The 15,713-nt window shown below is 74.3% G+C and carries 12 protein-coding genes and 1 riboswitch; of the genes, 5 read left to right on the top strand and 7 right to left on the bottom strand.

All coding sequences use genetic code 11. The features are described from left to right. Nucleotides 1-15: 15 nt before the first annotated feature. The 3 genes from cbiE to BJ971_RS06500 are packed head-to-tail and all read left to right on the top strand — an operon-like array spanning nt 16 to nt 3,313. Nucleotides 16-1,824: a precorrin-6y C5,15-methyltransferase (decarboxylating) subunit CbiE gene (gene cbiE, locus BJ971_RS41965; RefSeq protein ID WP_275411376.1), complete on the top strand. Its 1,809-nt coding sequence runs from the start codon at nt 16-18 to the stop codon at nt 1,822-1,824. After that, on the top strand, nt 1,776-2,564 hold the full coding sequence (gene cobM, locus BJ971_RS06495) for a precorrin-4 C(11)-methyltransferase (RefSeq protein WP_221478741.1): 789 nt from the start codon (nt 1,776-1,778) through the stop codon (nt 2,562-2,564). The genes cbiE and cobM overlap by 49 nt, the downstream gene beginning before the upstream one ends. Further along, on the top strand, nt 2,561-3,313 hold the full coding sequence (locus BJ971_RS06500; RefSeq protein ID WP_239087458.1) for a cobalt-precorrin-6A reductase: 753 nt from the start codon (nt 2,561-2,563) through the stop codon (nt 3,311-3,313). The genes cobM and BJ971_RS06500 overlap by 4 nt, the downstream gene beginning before the upstream one ends. On the opposite strand, the gene BJ971_RS06505 is transcribed toward BJ971_RS06500, so the two are convergent. Genes BJ971_RS06505 through BJ971_RS06515 form a run of 3 tightly spaced genes read right to left on the bottom strand, consistent with a single transcriptional unit; the run spans nt 3,276 to nt 6,713 of the window. After that, entirely contained in the window at nt 3,276-4,781 is a 1,506-nt protein-coding gene (locus BJ971_RS06505; protein ID WP_184990729.1) for a precorrin-2 C(20)-methyltransferase, read from the bottom strand. The genes BJ971_RS06500 and BJ971_RS06505 overlap by 38 nt on opposite strands. A gap of 2 nt (nt 4,782-4,783) precedes the next feature. After that, nucleotides 4,784-5,401, bottom strand: a complete 618-nt coding sequence (locus BJ971_RS06510) for a precorrin-8X methylmutase (RefSeq protein ID WP_184990730.1) — start codon at nt 5,399-5,401, stop codon at nt 4,784-4,786. A 1-nt stretch (nt 5,402) separates the two neighbouring features. Next, nucleotides 5,403-6,713: a ferredoxin-like domain-containing protein gene (locus BJ971_RS06515; protein WP_239087457.1), complete on the bottom strand. Its 1,311-nt coding sequence runs from the start codon at nt 6,711-6,713 to the stop codon at nt 5,403-5,405. Nucleotides 6,714-6,840: 127 nt separating this feature from the next. Continuing rightward, a riboswitch (cobalamin riboswitch) is annotated at nt 6,841-6,913 on the top strand. A gap of 50 nt (nt 6,914-6,963) precedes the next feature. Between BJ971_RS06515 and cobN the strand changes: the two genes are divergently transcribed. Continuing rightward, nucleotides 6,964-10,512, top strand: a complete 3,549-nt coding sequence (gene cobN / locus BJ971_RS06520; RefSeq protein WP_184990731.1) for a cobaltochelatase subunit CobN — start codon at nt 6,964-6,966, stop codon at nt 10,510-10,512. Nucleotides 10,513-10,515: 3 nt separating this feature from the next. On the opposite strand, the gene cobF is transcribed toward cobN, so the two are convergent. From cobF to BJ971_RS06535, 3 genes are read right to left on the bottom strand one after another with little or no spacing between them, the layout of a single operon-like run. Then, nucleotides 10,516-11,271: a precorrin-6A synthase (deacetylating) gene (gene cobF / locus BJ971_RS06525; RefSeq protein ID WP_184990732.1), complete on the bottom strand. Its 756-nt coding sequence runs from the start codon at nt 11,269-11,271 to the stop codon at nt 10,516-10,518. Nucleotides 11,272-11,307: 36 nt separating this feature from the next. Next, the gene (locus BJ971_RS06530; protein WP_184990733.1) at nt 11,308-12,036 is read right to left on the bottom strand and encodes a VOC family protein; all 729 of its coding nucleotides are present in this window, start codon (nt 12,034-12,036) and stop codon (nt 11,308-11,310) included. A 1-nt stretch (nt 12,037) separates the two neighbouring features. Next, nucleotides 12,038-13,144, bottom strand: coding sequence for an ROK family transcriptional regulator (locus BJ971_RS06535; RefSeq protein ID WP_184990734.1), 1,107 nt, complete (start codon nt 13,142-13,144; stop codon nt 12,038-12,040). Between the two features lie 100 nt (nt 13,145-13,244). Here BJ971_RS06535 and BJ971_RS06540 point away from each other — a divergent pair, with 100 nt between their 5' ends. After that, the gene (locus BJ971_RS06540; RefSeq protein WP_184990735.1) at nt 13,245-14,486 is read left to right on the top strand and encodes a YbiU family protein; all 1,242 of its coding nucleotides are present in this window, start codon (nt 13,245-13,247) and stop codon (nt 14,484-14,486) included. Nucleotides 14,487-14,497: 11 nt separating this feature from the next. On the opposite strand, the gene dinB is transcribed toward BJ971_RS06540, so the two are convergent. After that, nucleotides 14,498-15,688, bottom strand: coding sequence for a DNA polymerase IV (dinB, locus tag BJ971_RS06545; protein ID WP_184990736.1), 1,191 nt, complete (start codon nt 15,686-15,688; stop codon nt 14,498-14,500). Between the last annotated feature and the right edge of the window lie 25 nt (nt 15,689-15,713).

Consider the following 15,713-nt stretch of genomic DNA (forward strand, 5'->3'; position numbering starts at 1 on the left):
GGCTAACGTCACGACGTGACTGACAACCCCGCCGTCCTCACCGTGGTCGGCATCGGCGCCGACGGCTGGCCGGGCCTGACGGGTACGGCCACGGCGGCATTGACCGGCGCTGAGGTGATCTTCGGGAGCTCGCGCCAGCTGGCCCTGCTGCCGGAGTCCGTCGCGGCGGAACTTCACCCGTGGCCGACGCCGCTGGTTCCCGCGCTGCGGGGTCTGCTCGAATCACGTCGCGGCCGGCGCATCGCGGTCCTGGCCAGCGGCGACCCGATGTTCCACGGCATCGGCGCGACCCTGATCCGCCTGGTCGGCGCGGCGTCGGTGCGGGTCATCCCGAGTCCGTCGTCGGTGTCGCTCGCGGCCGCGCGGCTGGGCTGGCCGCTCCCGGATGTCGACGTGCTGAGCCTGGTCAGTGCGCCGGTCGAGGAACTGCACCCGCTCATCCACCCGGGCCGCAAGATCCTGATCCTCAGCGCGGGTGCGCGAACCCCGGCGGCCGTCGCGGCCCTGCTCACTTCCCGGGGGTACGCAGACAGCGTCGTGACCGTGCTCTCCCAACTCGGCGGCCCCGCTGAGGAACTGATCGCCGGAACCGCGGCTAACCTCGGCTCCGCCGACTTCGACCCGTTGAACGTCGTCGCCGTTGTCTGTTCGACAGGAGCCGACGTGTCCACAAGGCCCTCCCGGCCCGCCGCACCGTGGGCCGGTTCGCCGAAATCCAGTGGGACCGACGCCGGGCACTCGGCTGGCGGGCACTCGGCTGGAGGGCACTCGGCTGGAGGGCGCATGGATGGCGGCCAGGCGGATGGCGGCCACGCGGATGCCCGGCATTTGGAAAGCGGCCATGCGGATGTCGGGTGCCTGGATGGCGGCCATGCGGACGGCGGGCACCCGGATTTCGCGCACGCGGACGATGGCCACGCGGACGGTGGCCGCTCGGCTGACGGGCTGTCGGACGGCAGGAACCTGGATGTCAGCCACGCGGATGGCGGGCGTCAGGACGCCGGGCATTTTGACGGCGGCCGCTCGGTTGGCGGCCATTCGGACGGCGGGCACCCGGATGCCGGGCATCTGGACGGTGGCCACTTGGACAGCGGACACATGGATTCCGGGCACACGGACAGTGGACTCTCGGGCGGCGGCCGGCACTTGGATGGTGGGCGCCTGGATGGTGGCCTGCCGGATGGTGGGCGCTCGGGTGGTGGGCGCTCGGGTGGTGGGCGTTCGGGTGGTGGGAACGGGGATCCGGTCCTGGTCGGGCCTCGGCCGTTGGTTCCTGGGCTGTCCGACTCCGTCTACGCGAGCGACGGTCAGCTCACCAAACGCGAGGTCCGCGCCGTAACCCTGGCGCTTCTCGGCCCGCAGCCCGGCGAGCTGCTCTGGGACATCGGCGCCGGCTCCGGCAGTATCGCGATCGAGTGGATGCGTACCCACCGGGACTGCCGGGCGATCGCCATCGAGTCGTCCGCCGAACGAGTCGAGCGGATCGTGCGGAACGCGGCCGCTCTCGGGGTACCGAAGCTCAGGGTTGTCGAGGGCCGCGCGCCCGGCGCTCTCGCCGGGCTGCCCGCGCCCGACGTGGTTTTCGTCGGCGGCGGACTGACCCGCGACGGCGTCGTCGAGGCCGCCCTGGCCGCGTTGCCCGCCGGTGGGCGGCTGGTCGCCAACGCGGTGACCTTGGAATCGGAGGCGGTGCTGGCGGCCTGGTATGCGCGGCTGGGCGGCGAGCTGACGCGGATCGCCGTCAACCGGGCTTCGCCGGTCGGCGGGTTCACGGGATGGAGAGCGATGATGCCGGTGACCATCTGGTCGGTGATCAGGCCGTGACGGTGCATTTCATCGGGGCCGGGCCGGGTGCGGCCGACCTGATCACGGTACGTGGGCAGCGGCTGATCGGGTCGTCGCCGGTCTGCCTGTACGCGGGCAGCCTCGTGCCCACCGAGCTGCTGGCGTTCTGCCCGCCGGGTGCGCGGCTTGTCGACACGGCCGGGCTGGATCTGGACGAGATTCTCGCCGAGATGGTGGCCGCGGCGAAGGCGGGGCAGGACGTGGCCCGGCTGCACTCCGGTGATCCGTCGGTGTTCAGCGCGGTCGCCGAGCAGATGCGGCGGCTCGACGCGGCCGGGATCGGCTACGACGTGACGCCGGGTGTGCCCGCGTTCGCGGCGGCGGCCGCGGCGCTGGGGCGGGAGTTCACGGTGCCCGGGGTCGCGCAGACGGTGATTCTGACGCGGACCGCCGAGCGGGCCACGGCGATGCCGCCGGGTGAGGATCTCGCGACGCTGGGTGCGAGCAGGTCGACGATGGTGTTGCACCTGGCCGTGCAGCGCATCGAAGCGGTGGTGGCCGAGCTGGTGCCGAACTACGGCGCGGATTGCCCGGTGGCGGTGGTGGCGCGGGCGAGCCGGGAGGACGAGCTGATCGTCCGGGGCACGCTTGCCGACATCGCCGGGAAGGTGACCGCCGCGGGCATCCGGCGTACCGCGGTGATCGTGGTCGGTGCGGCGTTGACGGCCTCGGTTTTTCCCGGCAGCCATCTCTATTCGACTCAGCGTTGCCGGTCGTGAGGGTGCTTGTCCTCGGCGGTACGACCGAGGGGCGGGCGCTGGCCTCGGCCTGTGCCGCGGTGGGCGGTGTCGAGGTGGTCAGTTCGCTCGCCGGGCGTACCGGGGCGCCGGTGCTGCCGGCGGGTGAGGTGCGGATCGGCGGGTTCGGTGGCGTGGACGGGCTTGCCGCCTACCTGCGTGCGGAGGCGGTCGGGGCGGTGGTGGACGCCACCCATCCGTTCGCGGCGACGATCACCGGGAACGCCGTGGCCGCGGCGGCGCTGGCGGGGGTGCCGCTGCTCGTGCTGCGCAGGCCGGGGTGGGTCGAGCGGCCCGGGGACGTCTGGCATCGGGCGGCGTCGCTCGCCGCGGCCGCCGCGGCGCTGCCGGGGCTGGGGGAGCGGGTCTTCCTGACCACCGGGCGGCAGACCCTCGCCGCCTTCGCCGGGGTGGCGGGGTGCTGGTTCCTGTCCCGCTCGGTCGAGGCGCCGGTCCCGCCGGTGCCGGCGCGTCTCGAGGTGCTGCTGGACCGGGGGCCGTTCACCCTCGACGGCGAGCGTGAGCTGCTGGCCCGGCACCGCATCGACGTGCTGGTGACCAAGGACAGCGGCGGGAGCGCGGCGAAGCTCGACGCCGCCCGCGACGCCGGCATCCCGGTCGTGGTGGTCGACCGGCCACCCCTGCCGCCGTCGGTCGAGGTGGCGGCGACCGTGGAGGCCGCCGTCGAGTGGCTCAGGCGGGGTAGTGCCGGGGCGTGTACATCTGGGTAGTGCCGTCGCCGCGGGTCGCCATCCGGGTCTGGCTCGAGCCGACGATCAGCAGGCAGCGCATGTCGATCGTGGCCGGGTCCAGTTCGCCCAGCGTCGTCACCCGTACCGACTCCTCCGGCCCGCCGACGTCGCGGCCGACCGCCACCGGGGTGTCCGGGGCGCGCCGCTCCAGCAGCAGCTCACGGGCGTTCACCAGCTGCTGCTTGCGGCTCTTGGACGCCGGGTTGTAGATGGCGATGACCAGGTCGGCGCTCGCCGCCGCGGTCAGCCGGGACGCGATCACCTCCCAGGGCTTGAGCCGGTCGGAGAGGGACAGCACGCAGAAGTCGTGGCCGAGCGGGGCGCCGACCCGGCTCGCCACGGCCTGGGCCGCGGTCAGCCCGGGCACCACCCTGACCGGCACGTCCTTCCACTGCGGATCCTCGGCGGCCTCCAGTACCGCCGCCGCCATCGCGAACACGCCGGGGTCGCCGGAGGAGACCACCGCGACGCGGCGGCCGCGCTTCGCCAGGTCCAGGGCGAACGCCGCCCGTTCGGCCTCGACGCGGTTGTCCGACGGGTGGCGGCGCTGGCGCGGGTTGGGCGGGACGCGGTCCACGTACGGGCCGTAGCCGACGATGTCGTCCGCCTCGGCCAGGGCCGATCGGGCCTGCGGGGTGAGCCATTCGGGTCCGGCGGGGCCGAGCCCGATCACGGTTACCAGGCCATCCGGCGCGGGCGAAGGTGGGGCCCCGGCAAAGCCGAAGGCTGCGGCGGCCGGGCTGGGCAGCAGGGCCAGGGAGAAGTACGGCACCGTCGCCGGGTCGATGTCGGCGAGGCGGCCGTACCGTTCGCGGTCGGTGGTCGCGCGCTCCACGTACCAGGCGTCGGCTAGGCGGCCGGACTGTTCCAGGGCGTCGCGGACGCCGGGGAAGGTGCGGCCGAGCTTCATGATCGCGGCGGAGTCGGTGCCGGCCAGCCTGGCCGCGAGTTCGGCCGGGGGCAGGGTGCCGGGCAGCACGGTCAGGGTCTCGTCGCGTTCCATCAGCGGCCGGCCGAGCACCGCGGACGCCGCGCTCACCGACGTCACGCCGGGCACGACCTGCGCGTCGTAGCGGCCCGCGAGCCGCTTGTGCATGTGCATGTACGAGCCGTAGAAGAACGGGTCGCCCTCGGCGAGCACGACCACGTCGCGGCCCGCGTCGAGGTGCGCGGCGAGGCGCTCCGCGCTCTGCGCGTAGAACTCGTCGATGGCGCCCTGGTAGCCGCCCGGGTGGTCGGTGGTCTCGGTGGTGACCGGGTAGATGAGCGGTTCCTCGATCTGGCCCTCGCGCAGGTACGGGTCCGCGATGGCGCGGGCGTTGCTGCGCCCGTGCCGGGCCGCGTGGTACGCGATCACGTCCGCCGCGCCGATCAGCCGCGCCGCCTTGACGGTGACCAGCTCCGGGTCGCCCGGACCGAGCCCGACGCCGAACAGCCGACCCGCCATGCCTACTCCTCCTCCGACGCGAGGGCGTTGACCGCCGCCGCCGTGATCGCGCTGCCGCCGCGCCGCCCGCGGACGACAAGGAATTCCAGGTCGGAGGCGGCCAGGGCGTCCTTGGACTCGGCCGCGCCGATGAAGCCGACCGGGATGCCCAGCACCGCCGCCGGCCGCGGCGCGCCGTCCTCGATCATCTCCAGCAGCCGGAACAGGGCCGTCGGCGCGTTGCCGATCGCGACCACCGCGCCGGCGAGGCGGTCACCCCACAGCTCCAGCGCGGCGGCGCTGCGGGTGTCGCCGGTCCGGGCGGCGAGCGCGGGAACCGCCGGGTCGCGCAGCGTGCAGACGACCTCGTTGCCGGCGGGCAGCCGCGCCCGGGTCACCCCGGCGGCGACCATCTCGGCGTCGCAGAGGATCGGCGCGCCGCCGAGTAGCGCCTTGCGGGCGGCGGTGACCACGCCCGGGCTGAAGCCGACGTCGCCGGCCAGGTCGACCATCCCGCAGGCGTGGATCATCCGGACCGCGACCCGGGCCACATCGGACGGCAGCCCGGACAGGTCCGCCTCGGCCCGGATCGTCGCGAACGACCGCCGGTAGATCTCCGCGCCGTCGCGCACGTAATCCATCTCAGCCCTTCCTCGCGGCGCTGACCAGCGCCCCCACCTCGGTAACCACCGCGGATTCGGATCCGCCCGGCGAGCTCACCCGGTAACCCGATCCGGTCGCCTCGACCCGCACGTGCGGGCCGGCCGGGCTGCCGCATCCGCGCGCGCACCCGACCCAGTGCACGGGCAGGCCGGTGCCGGCCGTGGTCGCCGCGTCCGCGTCGTGCCGGACGTCGGCCAGCGACTTCGCGCACCCGGGCCGGCCGGCGCAGGCCGTCACCCCGGCCCACCGCGACCCGGCGGCCACGTCGAGGCCGGCCGCCGTCAGCGCCGCGGCCCACGCCCGCGCCGCCTGCGGCGTCAGGCCGGGCAGCACGATCCCACGCCACGGCGTGACGGTCACGGTCGCGGCGGGTTCGAGAACCCTCAGCTGTACGGAACTCAGGCGCCCGAGCGGCACCAGCGCCCCGACGGCGACGCGCCCGCCGGGCTGCTCGATGAGCCCGATCGGCTCCCAGGGGCCGGGCCGGGGTAGCACCACGGCCGGCCCGAGCCGCAGGCCGAGCGCCGCGGCGGTCCGGGCCGCCACCCGCGCGGGCCCGTCGTCCAACTCCCGCACCCGCCACGCCACCGGCCGGTGATCGTCGGCCGGCGCGCCCGCGGAGCCGCCCGCGGCCTGTTGCGCGGCGCGCTCGTCGAGGAAGGCGTGCGCGGCCGCCAGCAGCGCCGGGACCACGGCACCGGCGGCGACGCGCAGGCCCGCGTCGGCGCCGGCGAAGAGGATCGCGACCGCGGCGCGCCCCGGCCGCCCGCCGGCCGGGCCAACGGGAAGGTCAGCGCCAACGGGAAGGTCAGCGCCGTCGGGAAGGGCGGCGCCGTCGGGAAGGGCGGCCACGTCGGCCGAGAATGCCACGTCGCCCGAGCCCGCGTCGACGGCGAACAGGAACCGCCCCGGCAACGAGGCCAGCCGCGGATCCGCGCACAGTGCCCGGTCGAGACGCGCCACATCCGAGCCGTCGCCCAGCGGGGACGCCGCTATGTTGCGTACCAGTTCGTGGGTGTCGGAGGGCAGCAGGCCCGCCGCGCGCAGGCGGGCCGCGAGCCGCGCCACCGGGGCGTCCCTCAACGCCCTGAGCTGTAGGTTTGCCCGGCTGGTCAGCTCGACGTTGCCGTCGCCCCAGTGCTCGGCCATTTCGCGCAGCGCACCGGCCTGCGCGCCGGTCAGGCGGCCGCCCGGCACCCGGACGCGCGCGAGCGGGCCGTCGGCCGCCGCGTGCAACCGCAGCGCGCCGGGGCAGGCGTCGGCGTCGGCACGCGTGGATGGCTGGGACACGGCCCGGATACTACGGAGCCGGGCTGACAACTTCCCGGCGGCGGTCGGCATCGTCACACCGGGCGCCCCGCCTTGACTCGGCCCGCGCCGGTCGCGAGAGTGGGAGTCCACGTGCGGCGACGCCGCGGAGGAAGCCGGTGCGATTCCGGCGCGGTCCCGCCACTGTCACCGGGTGCTGATCACCCGGGAGCCAGGAACTCCGGTCGCCGTGTTTCCTTCGACCCGGGGCGCGGACCCCGAGGGGAGAGCCGTGTTTCTGCTGCTGTCGACATCGGACACCGACCTGCTGAGCGCCCGTGCCGCCGGCTCGGCGTACCGCCTGGCCAATCCGGCCCGGACCGCGGTCGCCGACCTTCCCGCCCTGCTCGACGGGGTCGAGCTGGTCGTCGTGCGCCTCCTCGGCGGGCGCCGGGCCTTCGAGGAGGGCCTTGACGCGCTGCTCGCCGGGCCGGTCCCGGTGGTCGTCCTCGGCGGCGAGCAGGCGCCCGACGCCGAGCTGATGAAGCTCTCGACCGTGCCCGCCGGCGTGGCCGCCGAGGCGCACGGCTACCTGGCGTACGGCGGCGCGGAGAACCTGGCGGCGCTGCACGACTTCCTCTCCGACACGATCCTGCTGACCGGCCGGGGCTTCGCGGCGCCGGTCGCGGCTCCCGACTGGGGCGTGCTGGAGCGCGACGCCGCGGACGCCGACGGTCCGGTGGTCGCGGTGCTCTACTACCGCGCGCACCACATGGCCGGCAACACCGGCTTCGTCGAGGCGCTGTGCCGGGCGATCGAGGCAAAGGGCGGGCGGCCGCTGCCGATCTTCACGGCCTCGCTGCGCACCGCCGCGCCGGAGCTGCTCGCCGAGCTGCGCCGGGCCGACGCCCTGGTGGTGACCGTGCTCGCGGCCGGCGGCACCCGGCCCGCGACGGCGTCCGCCGGCGGCGACGACGAGGCGTGGGACGTCGGCGTGCTCGCCGACCTTGACGTGCCGATCCTGCAGGGCCTCTGCCTGACCAGCAGCCGCGCCGCCTGGGAGGACAGCGACGACGGCCTCTCCCCGCTCGACGCGGCGACGCAGGTGGCGATCCCCGAGTTCGACGGGCGGATCATCACCGTGCCGTTCTCGTTCAAGGAGATCGACCCCGACGGGCTCTCGGTCTACGTGCCGGATCCCGAGCGCGCGGCCCGGGTCGCCGGCATCGCCGTCGCGCACGCCCGGCTGCGGCACATTCCGCCGGCCGAGCGCCGGATCGTGGTCATGCTCTCGGCGTACCCGACGAAGCACTCGCGGATCGGCAACGCGGTCGGCCTCGACACGCCGGCCTCGACCGTGCGCCTGCTGCGGGCCATGAGTGAGCGCGGCTACCGGGTCGGCGACTTCCCCGGCGTGGCCGAGCAGGACGGCGACCAGCTCATCCACGCGCTGATCGCGGCCGGTGGGCAGGATCCGGACTGGCTGACCGAGGAGCAGCTCGCCGGCAACCCGGTGCGGATCTCCGGCGACTCCTACCGCGCCTGGTTCGCGACGCTGCCGGCCGGCCTGCGCGAGTCGATGGAGCGGCACTGGGGGACGGCGCCGGGCGAGCTCTACGTGGACTCCGGCGACATCGTCCTCGCCGCGTTGCGCGGGGAGAACGTCGTCGTCATGGTGCAGCCGCCGCGCGGCTTCGGCGCCAACCCGGTCGCCATCTATCACGACCCCGACCTGCCGCCGAGCCACCACTATCTGGCCGCGTACCGGTGGCTGGCCGACGGCTTCGGCGCGCACGCGGTCGTGCACGTCGGCAAGCACGGCAACCTCGAATGGCTGCCCGGCAAGAACGTCGGCATGTCCGCCTCGGACGGCACCGACGCGGCGCTCGGCGACCTGCCGCTGATTTACCCGTTCCTGGTCAACGACCCGGGTGAGGGGACACAGGCGAAACGGCGCGCGCACGCCACCCTCGTCGACCACCTGATCCCGCCGATGGCCCGCGCCGAGTCCTACGGCGACATCGCCCGGCTCGAGCAGCTGCTCGACGAGCACGCGAACATCGCCGCGCTCGACCCGGCGAAGCTGCCCGCGATCCGCTCGCAGATCTGGACCCTGATCCAGGCCGCCCGGATGGACCACGACCTCGGCCTGGACAACCGGCCGGACGACGAGGAGTTCGACGAGTTCATCCTGCACGTCGACGGCTGGCTCTGCGAGATCAAGGACGTCCAGATCCGCGACGGCCTGCATGTCCTTGGCGCCGCGCCGACCGGCGAGGCCCGGGTCAACCTGGTGCTGGCGATGCTGCGCGCCCGCCAGATGTGGGCCGGCCAGGTCGCGGCCCTGCCCGGGTTGCGCGAGGCGCTGGGGCTGGCCGAGGAGGCGTCCACCGCCGAGACCGACGCCGTCGAGGAGCGGGCCCGGGCGCTGATCGTCGCGATGGAGGCGGCCGGCTGGGACCCGGAGGCGGCCGCGCGGGTCAGCGACGACGAGACGGTCGCGAGCGTGCTGCGTTTCGCCGCCACCGAGGTCGTGCCGCGCCTCGCGAGGACCACCGACGAGCTGACGAACGTGCTGCACGCGCTCGACGGCGGCTACGTGCCGGCCGGGCCGAGCGGCTCGCCGCTGCGCGGCCTGATCAACGTGCTGCCCACCGGCCGCAACTTCTACTCCGTCGACCCCAAGGCGATCCCGAGCATGCTGGCCTGGGAGACCGGCCAGGCCATGGCCGACTCGCTGCTCGCGCGCTACCGCGCCGACTACGGCGACTGGCCGCGGTCCGTCGGGCTCTCGGCCTGGGGCACGAGCGCCATGCGTACGGCGGGCGACGACATCGCGGAGATCCTCGCGCTGATGGGCGTACGCCCGATCTGGGACCAGGCCTCGCGCCGCGTCACGGGCATCGAGCCGATCGGCCTCGACGAGCTGGGCCGGCCCCGCGTCGACGTGACGGTGCGCATCTCCGGCTTCTTCCGGGACGCGTTCCCGCACGTGGTGGCCATGCTGGACGACGCGGTCGGCCTGGTCGCCGGTCTCGACGAGCCGATCGAGTCGAACTACGTCCGTGCGCACGCGCTCGCCGACGTCGCCGCGGAGAAGACCTGGCGCCAGGCCACCACGCGGATCTTCGGCTCGCGGCCGGGCGCATACGGTGCGGGGATCCTGCCGCTGATCGACAGCCGGGACTGGCGCGGCGACGCCGACCTGGCCGAGGTCTACGCGGTCTGGGGCGGGTTCGCCTACGGCCGGGGGCTGGACGGGGTCGAGGCGCGCGGCGACATGGAGGCCGCGTACCGGCGGATCGAGGTCGCGGCCAAGAACATCGACACCCGCGAGCACGACATCGCCGACTCGGACGACTACTTCCAGTACCACGGCGGCATGATCGCCACGGTGCGCGCGCTGACCGGGCGGGCGCCGGCCGCGTACATCGGGGACTCCACGAACCCGGACGCGACGCGGACCCGCAGCCTGACCGAGGAGACGGCCCGGGTGTTCCGGGCCCGGGTGGTCAACCCGCGGTGGATCGCCGCCATGCGCCGGCACGGCTACAAGGGCGCCTTCGAGCTGGCCGCGACGGTCGACTACCTCTTCGGGTACGACGCGACGGCGGGCGTCGTCGCGGACTGGATGTACGAGCAGCTCACGGCGGCCTACGTGCTGGACCCGGAGAACCAGAAGTTCATGACCCGGTCGAACCCGTGGGCGCTGCACGGCATCACCGAGCGCCTGTTGGAGGCGGCGGACCGCGGTATGTGGGAGGCGCCGGAACCAGCCACCCTCGCCGCGCTACGGCAGGTCTATCTGGAGACCGAGGGGGACCTGGAAGGCGACGCCTAGCCCTTAGGCCCGGCGGCGCAGCAGGTAGGTGTCCATGATCCAGCCGTGGCGTTCGCGGGCCTCCGCGCGCACCCGGCGGATCTCGTCGGCCACCTCGTCGAGCGGCCCGGCCACCAGCAGCTCGTCCTCGGTGCCGAGGTACGCGCCCCAGAAGATCTCCACGTTCTCGGCGTCAACGGTGCCGAACGTCTGGTGCGCGTCCAGCATCACGATCACGTCGTCGGCGCCGTCCGGCCATCCCTCGGCAAGCCGGCGTCCCGTGGTGACCTGGAACGGCCGGCCGACCCGGTTCAGGCCGATCCGGTGCCGGGCGGCCAGGGTCGAGACGCTGCTGATGCCGGGGATGACCTCGTACTCGAAGGTGGTCTGGCCGCGGGCCAGGATCTCGTCGAGGATGGCGATCGTCGAGTCGTAGAGCGACGGGTCGCCCCAGACCAGGAACGCGCCGGTCTCGCCGTCGAGCAGGTGCTCGCCGATGAGCGCCTCGGTGACCTCGGAGCGCCGGCGCCGCCAGTCGGCGATCGTGGCCTCGTAGTCCGCCGGCGCCCGGTCGCGGTCGGGGTCGCGGCCCTCCGCGATGCGCCGGCTCGGCCGGCCGTATGCCTTCAGCATCCGGCGCCGGAGCTCGATCATGCTCTCCTTGGCCTCGCCCTTGTCGAGGAGGAAGAACACGTCGGTCCGGCCGATCGCCTTGGCCGCCTGGAGGGTCAGCTGGTCGGGATCGCCCGATCCGATCCCGATGACGTAGATCTTCCGCACCCCAGCAGTCTGCCGTACGGCCCGCGACGAGCGCCGTCAGGACCGGGCGAGGACGCAGAACTCGTGGCCCTCCGGGTCGGCCAGGCACGTCCACGGGACGTCGCCCTGGCCGATGTCGAGGTCGGTGGCGCCGAGGGCCCGCAGCCGGGCCACCTCCGCCGCATTGTCGTCGCCGGGGTACGGCAGCAGGTCGAGGTGGACGCGGTCCGGCGTGGTCTTCGCGCCGGGGACGCGGAGGAATTCGAGATAGGGGCCGGCGGAGCGCAACGACGCGAATTCGTCGTTCGCCTCGTGCGGTGCCCAGTCCGTCGCCTCGCCCCAGAACCGGGCCATGGCCCGCGGATCCGCGCAGTCGACCACCACGGCGGCGATCGGCCCGGTGTCCCGGTAGACCTCCCGGGGCTCCAGCACGCAGAACTCGTTGCCCTCCGGATCGGCCAGGACCGCCCACGGCACCTCGCCCTGTCCCACGTCGGCGGGCGTCGCGCCGAGCGCCAGCAGGCGCGCGACCAGCTCGGCCTGGTGTGCCGCGGAGGCCGTGGCGAGGTCGAGGTGTGTCCGGTTCTTCGCCGCCGTCTTGGGTTGCGGCACCGGGACGACGTCGATGCCGAGGACGACCGGGTCCGGCCAGACGAGGCCGCCGGCGGGCCCGACGTAGGTCGTCCGGCCCGAGTAGGCGCTCCAACCGAGCGCCTCCGCCCAGAACCGGCCGACCGCCGCGTGATCGACGGCCTTGATGTTCACCTGAACGGGTCGCAGGGCCATGTCAGACCGCCACCGCCGTCGCGCGGGCGTGTTCGATGGCCAGCTCCAGGGCGCCGCGCAACGCCGCGTCGGTGCCAAGGGCGCCGTGCTCCACCCGGATCGGGCCCGGGAAGGAGATCGCCGTGCGTACCCGGGGCAGCAGCGCCGGATGCGTGCCCACCGGGCCGCCGAGCAGGACCAGCGCGGGGTCGACCACCGCGGCGACCGAGTTGATCACCCGGGCCACCGCCTCCGCGAGCACCCGCAGCGCCGTCTCGTCCGCCCGGTCGAGCAGCGCCAGCGCCGCGGCCACGTCGTTGGAGGGCGCGTCCGAGCGTCCCAGCCCGCCCGCCGCCAGGTCCGCCGCGAGCGTCGGCGCCGAGGAGCCGGGCAGGTAGCCGATCTCGCCGGCCAGCCCGTGCGCGCCCCGGATGAGCTGGTCGCCGATGTACAGCCCGACGCCGAGGCCGGCACCCACGTAGACGTACGCGAAGCTGGCCTCGCCCGCCGCCCGGCCCGCCCGGTGCTCGGCCAGCGCGGCGAGGTTGACGTCGTTGTCGACGAGCACCGGGGCCGGCACCAGGTCGCCGATCATCTCCATCGGACTGAGCAGGCCCTCCGGGAACGGCGTGCCGGCCAGCGGAACGGTCTGGTGGGTGGCCGGGTCCACCGGGTTCGCGATCGAGACGCCGACCGTGCGCAGCGGGCCCGCGCCGCCGTCGATCGTGCGCACCGCGGCCCGCACGCTCTCGACGAGCGCCGGGGCGTCGCCCGGTGGGGTGGGCGGCCGGCGCAGCTCGGCGCGGGTGCGCCCGGCCAGGTCGGCCGCGCGGGCGTGCACGCCGGACTGGTCCAGTTCGAGGGCGAGCACCCATCCGGACCGCGCGCCCAGCTCGTAGAAGGTGCCGACCCGGCCGCGCCGGCCGGTCTCCTTCAGGCCGGTCGCGTCGAGCAGCCCGACCTCGACCAGGCGGCGGACCGCCTCGGAGACGGTCGGCCGCGAGTAGCCGGTGACGTCCGCCAGCTCGGCCCGCGTGGTCCGGCCCTGCCGGATGGTCTCGTCGAGCAGGCGCCGGTCGGTGGCCTCGCGCAGGACCGTCTGCGGCAGTGCCCGGGCGACCTCGTTCACGGACCCCCCTTGTGATCTCGCCTGCCGAGCTCTTACATTAGGACAACCTTCTAGTTAGGTCACCTAATCAAATACGCCCAATCGACGCAGGGAGACACCGATGAGCACCGCACCGGCCGACATCCCCACCGCCATCCGCGAGACCAAGGCGCGGCTGCGGGCGCAGATCGGCGACGTCGCCGGGGCCTTCGCCCGGGCCGAGGCCGCCGTGCGCGCCGAGGTCGACGAGATCGTCGCCCAGCGCGGGCGGGGTGAGGAGGTCTGGCCCGTCGTGCGGTTCGCCGACGTCGCCGCCGGCACCGTTCCGGCCGACCTGGTCGAGGCCGTCCGCCGCCGCGGCTGCGCGGTCGTCAAAGGCACCTTCCCCCGCGTACGCGCCGAGCAGTGGGACGCCGAGCTGGTCTCCTACCTGGACCGCAACGACTTCGCCGGCACCTACCGCTACCTCGACGACGGCGTCTTCGGCGGCCTCGCCGCGAGCCGGCCGTCGATCTTCCCGATCTACTGGTCGCGGCCGCAGATGCAGGCCCGCGAGGACGACAACATGGTCGCGGTCCGGGGCTTCCTGAACTCCTTCTGGAAGCACGAAAGCGAGGGCCGGGTCTGGTTCGACCCCACCCGCGACACCGCGTACCCGGACCGCGTGCGCCGCCGCGAGCCCGGCAGCGACTCGTCCGGCCTGTCCGCGCACACCGACTCCGGCTCGATCGAGCGCTGGCTGCTCCCGGCGTACCAGAACGTCTTCCGGCACGTCTTCCGCGGCGACCCGGACGCCTACGACCCGTGGGACGGCGCCTACCGCACCGACGTGCACGAGTACGAGTCGACGGTGATGTGCTCGGCGTTCCGCACCTTCCAGGGCTGGACGGCGCTGTCCGACATGGCGCCGACCGAGGGCGTGCTGCACGTCGTGCCGATCCCGTCGGCGATGGCCTACCTGCTGCTGCGCGCCCTGCAGGACGACGTGGCCGACGACGACCTGTGCGGCGCCGCGAACGGGCAGGCGCTGCCGATCAACGAGCGCTGGCACCCGGCGCTGATGCCCGCGCTGACCCCGATCCCCGCGGTCGAGCCCGGCGACACCGTCTGGTGGCACGGCGACATGATCCACTCCGTCGGCGCGGTCAAGGATCAGCAGGGCTGGGGCAACGTCATGTACATCCCGGCGAGCCCGTACTGCGAGAAGAACGCCGCCTACGCCGCCGAGTGCGGGCAGGCCTTCATCAAGGGCATCAGCCCGGCGGACTTCGCGCCCGAGGACTACGAGATCGACTGGGCCGGCCGGCCGATGGCCGACGATCTCAGCGCCACCGGCCGGGCCCAGCTCGGCCTCGAGTCGTAGCCGGGCCGGGATCAGTCCGGCAGGATCGGCACGGACGGGTTCAGGTCCCGGCCCAGCGACGCGGCGCGGGTGACCGACGTCGAGCCGAAGCGGTCCCGGACCGCGTCGAGGGCGGTGTCCAGGCTGTCCTCGACGGGTAGGTCGAAGGGCAGCTCCAGCTGGACGGCGCCGTCGCGGTCGAGATTGCCGACCGCCACGCCGACCAGGGTCAGGCCGCGCTCGTCGATCAGCGGCCGGGCCTCGCGCAGCAACTGCCGGGCGGTCTCGAGGATCGCCCGGGTCTGCATCGTCGCCTTGAGCAGGCTGCGCGAGCGGGTCGCCCGGGTGAAGTCGCCGAAGCGCAGGCGCAGCGTGATCGTGCGGCCGGACCGGCGCACCGTGCGCATCCGGCGGGTGACCCGGTCGACAAGGGCGGCGAGGGTCGCCTCGATCTCCTCGAACGGGCGCTGCCGCCGGCCGAGCGCGCACTGCGAACCGATCGACCCGCGCCGGTGGCCGGTCCGCACCCGGCGCGGGTCGCGGTTGTGCGCCAGCGCGTGCAGGTGCCGTCCGGCGTGCGCGCCGAGCATGGCGACCAGGGCGGCCTCGCCGATGCGGGCCACGTGGCCGACCGTCAGGATGTGGCGCTCGCGCAGCTTGCCGGCGGTGACCGGGCCGACGCCCCAGAGCCGCTCGATCGGCAGCGGGTGCAGGAACGCCAGCTCCTGTCCGGGCGCGACGACGAGCAGTCCGTCCGGCTTTCCCACCGCGCTGGCGACCTTGGCCAGGAACTTCGTGCGGGCCACCCCGACCGTGATCGGCAGCCCGACCCGGTCGCGGACGTCGGCGCGCAGCCCCGCGGCGATCGCGGCCGGCGTGCCACGGATCCGGTGCAGGCCGCCGACCTCCAGGAACGCCTCGTCGATGGAGATGCCCTCGACGATCGGCGTGGTGTCGCGGAAGACCTCGAACACCGCCTTGCTCGCCGCCGAGTACGCCGACATCCGCGGCGGCACGATCAGCGCGTGCGGGCAGAGCGCCCGGGCCTGCGCGATGCCCATCGGGGTGCGCACCCCGAAGGCCTTGGCCTCGTAGCTCGCCGCCAGCACCACGCCGCCGCCGACGAGCACCGGGCGGCCGCGCAGCCCGGGATCGTCGCGCTGCTCGACCGAGGCGTAGAAGGAGTCGAGGTCGGCGTGGAGGATGGTCGCCTGGTCGGACACGCGGCCATCTTCGCACACATGTTCG

It is taken from the genome of Amorphoplanes digitatis (genome assembly GCF_014205335.1).
Classification (GTDB): Bacteria; Actinomycetota; Actinomycetes; order Mycobacteriales; family Micromonosporaceae; genus Actinoplanes; species Actinoplanes digitatus.

Bases quoted from the DNA above. Each gene is read 5' to 3' on its own strand.
- cobM (WP_221478741.1), top strand. From the start codon at position 1,776: ATGGAGAGCGATGATGCCGGTGACCATCTGGTCGGTGATCAGGCCGTG.
- BJ971_RS06505 (WP_184990729.1), bottom strand. From the start codon at position 4,781: ATGGCGGGTCGGCTGTTCGGCGTCGGGCTCGGTCCGGGCGACCCGGAG.
- BJ971_RS06510 (WP_184990730.1), bottom strand. From the start codon at position 5,401: ATGGATTACGTGCGCGACGGCGCGGAGATCTACCGGCGGTCGTTCGCG.
- BJ971_RS06530 (WP_184990733.1), bottom strand. From the start codon at position 12,036: ATGGCCCTGCGACCCGTTCAGGTGAACATCAAGGCCGTCGATCACGCG.
- BJ971_RS06540 (WP_184990735.1), top strand. From the start codon at position 13,245: ATGAGCACCGCACCGGCCGACATCCCCACCGCCATCCGCGAGACCAAG.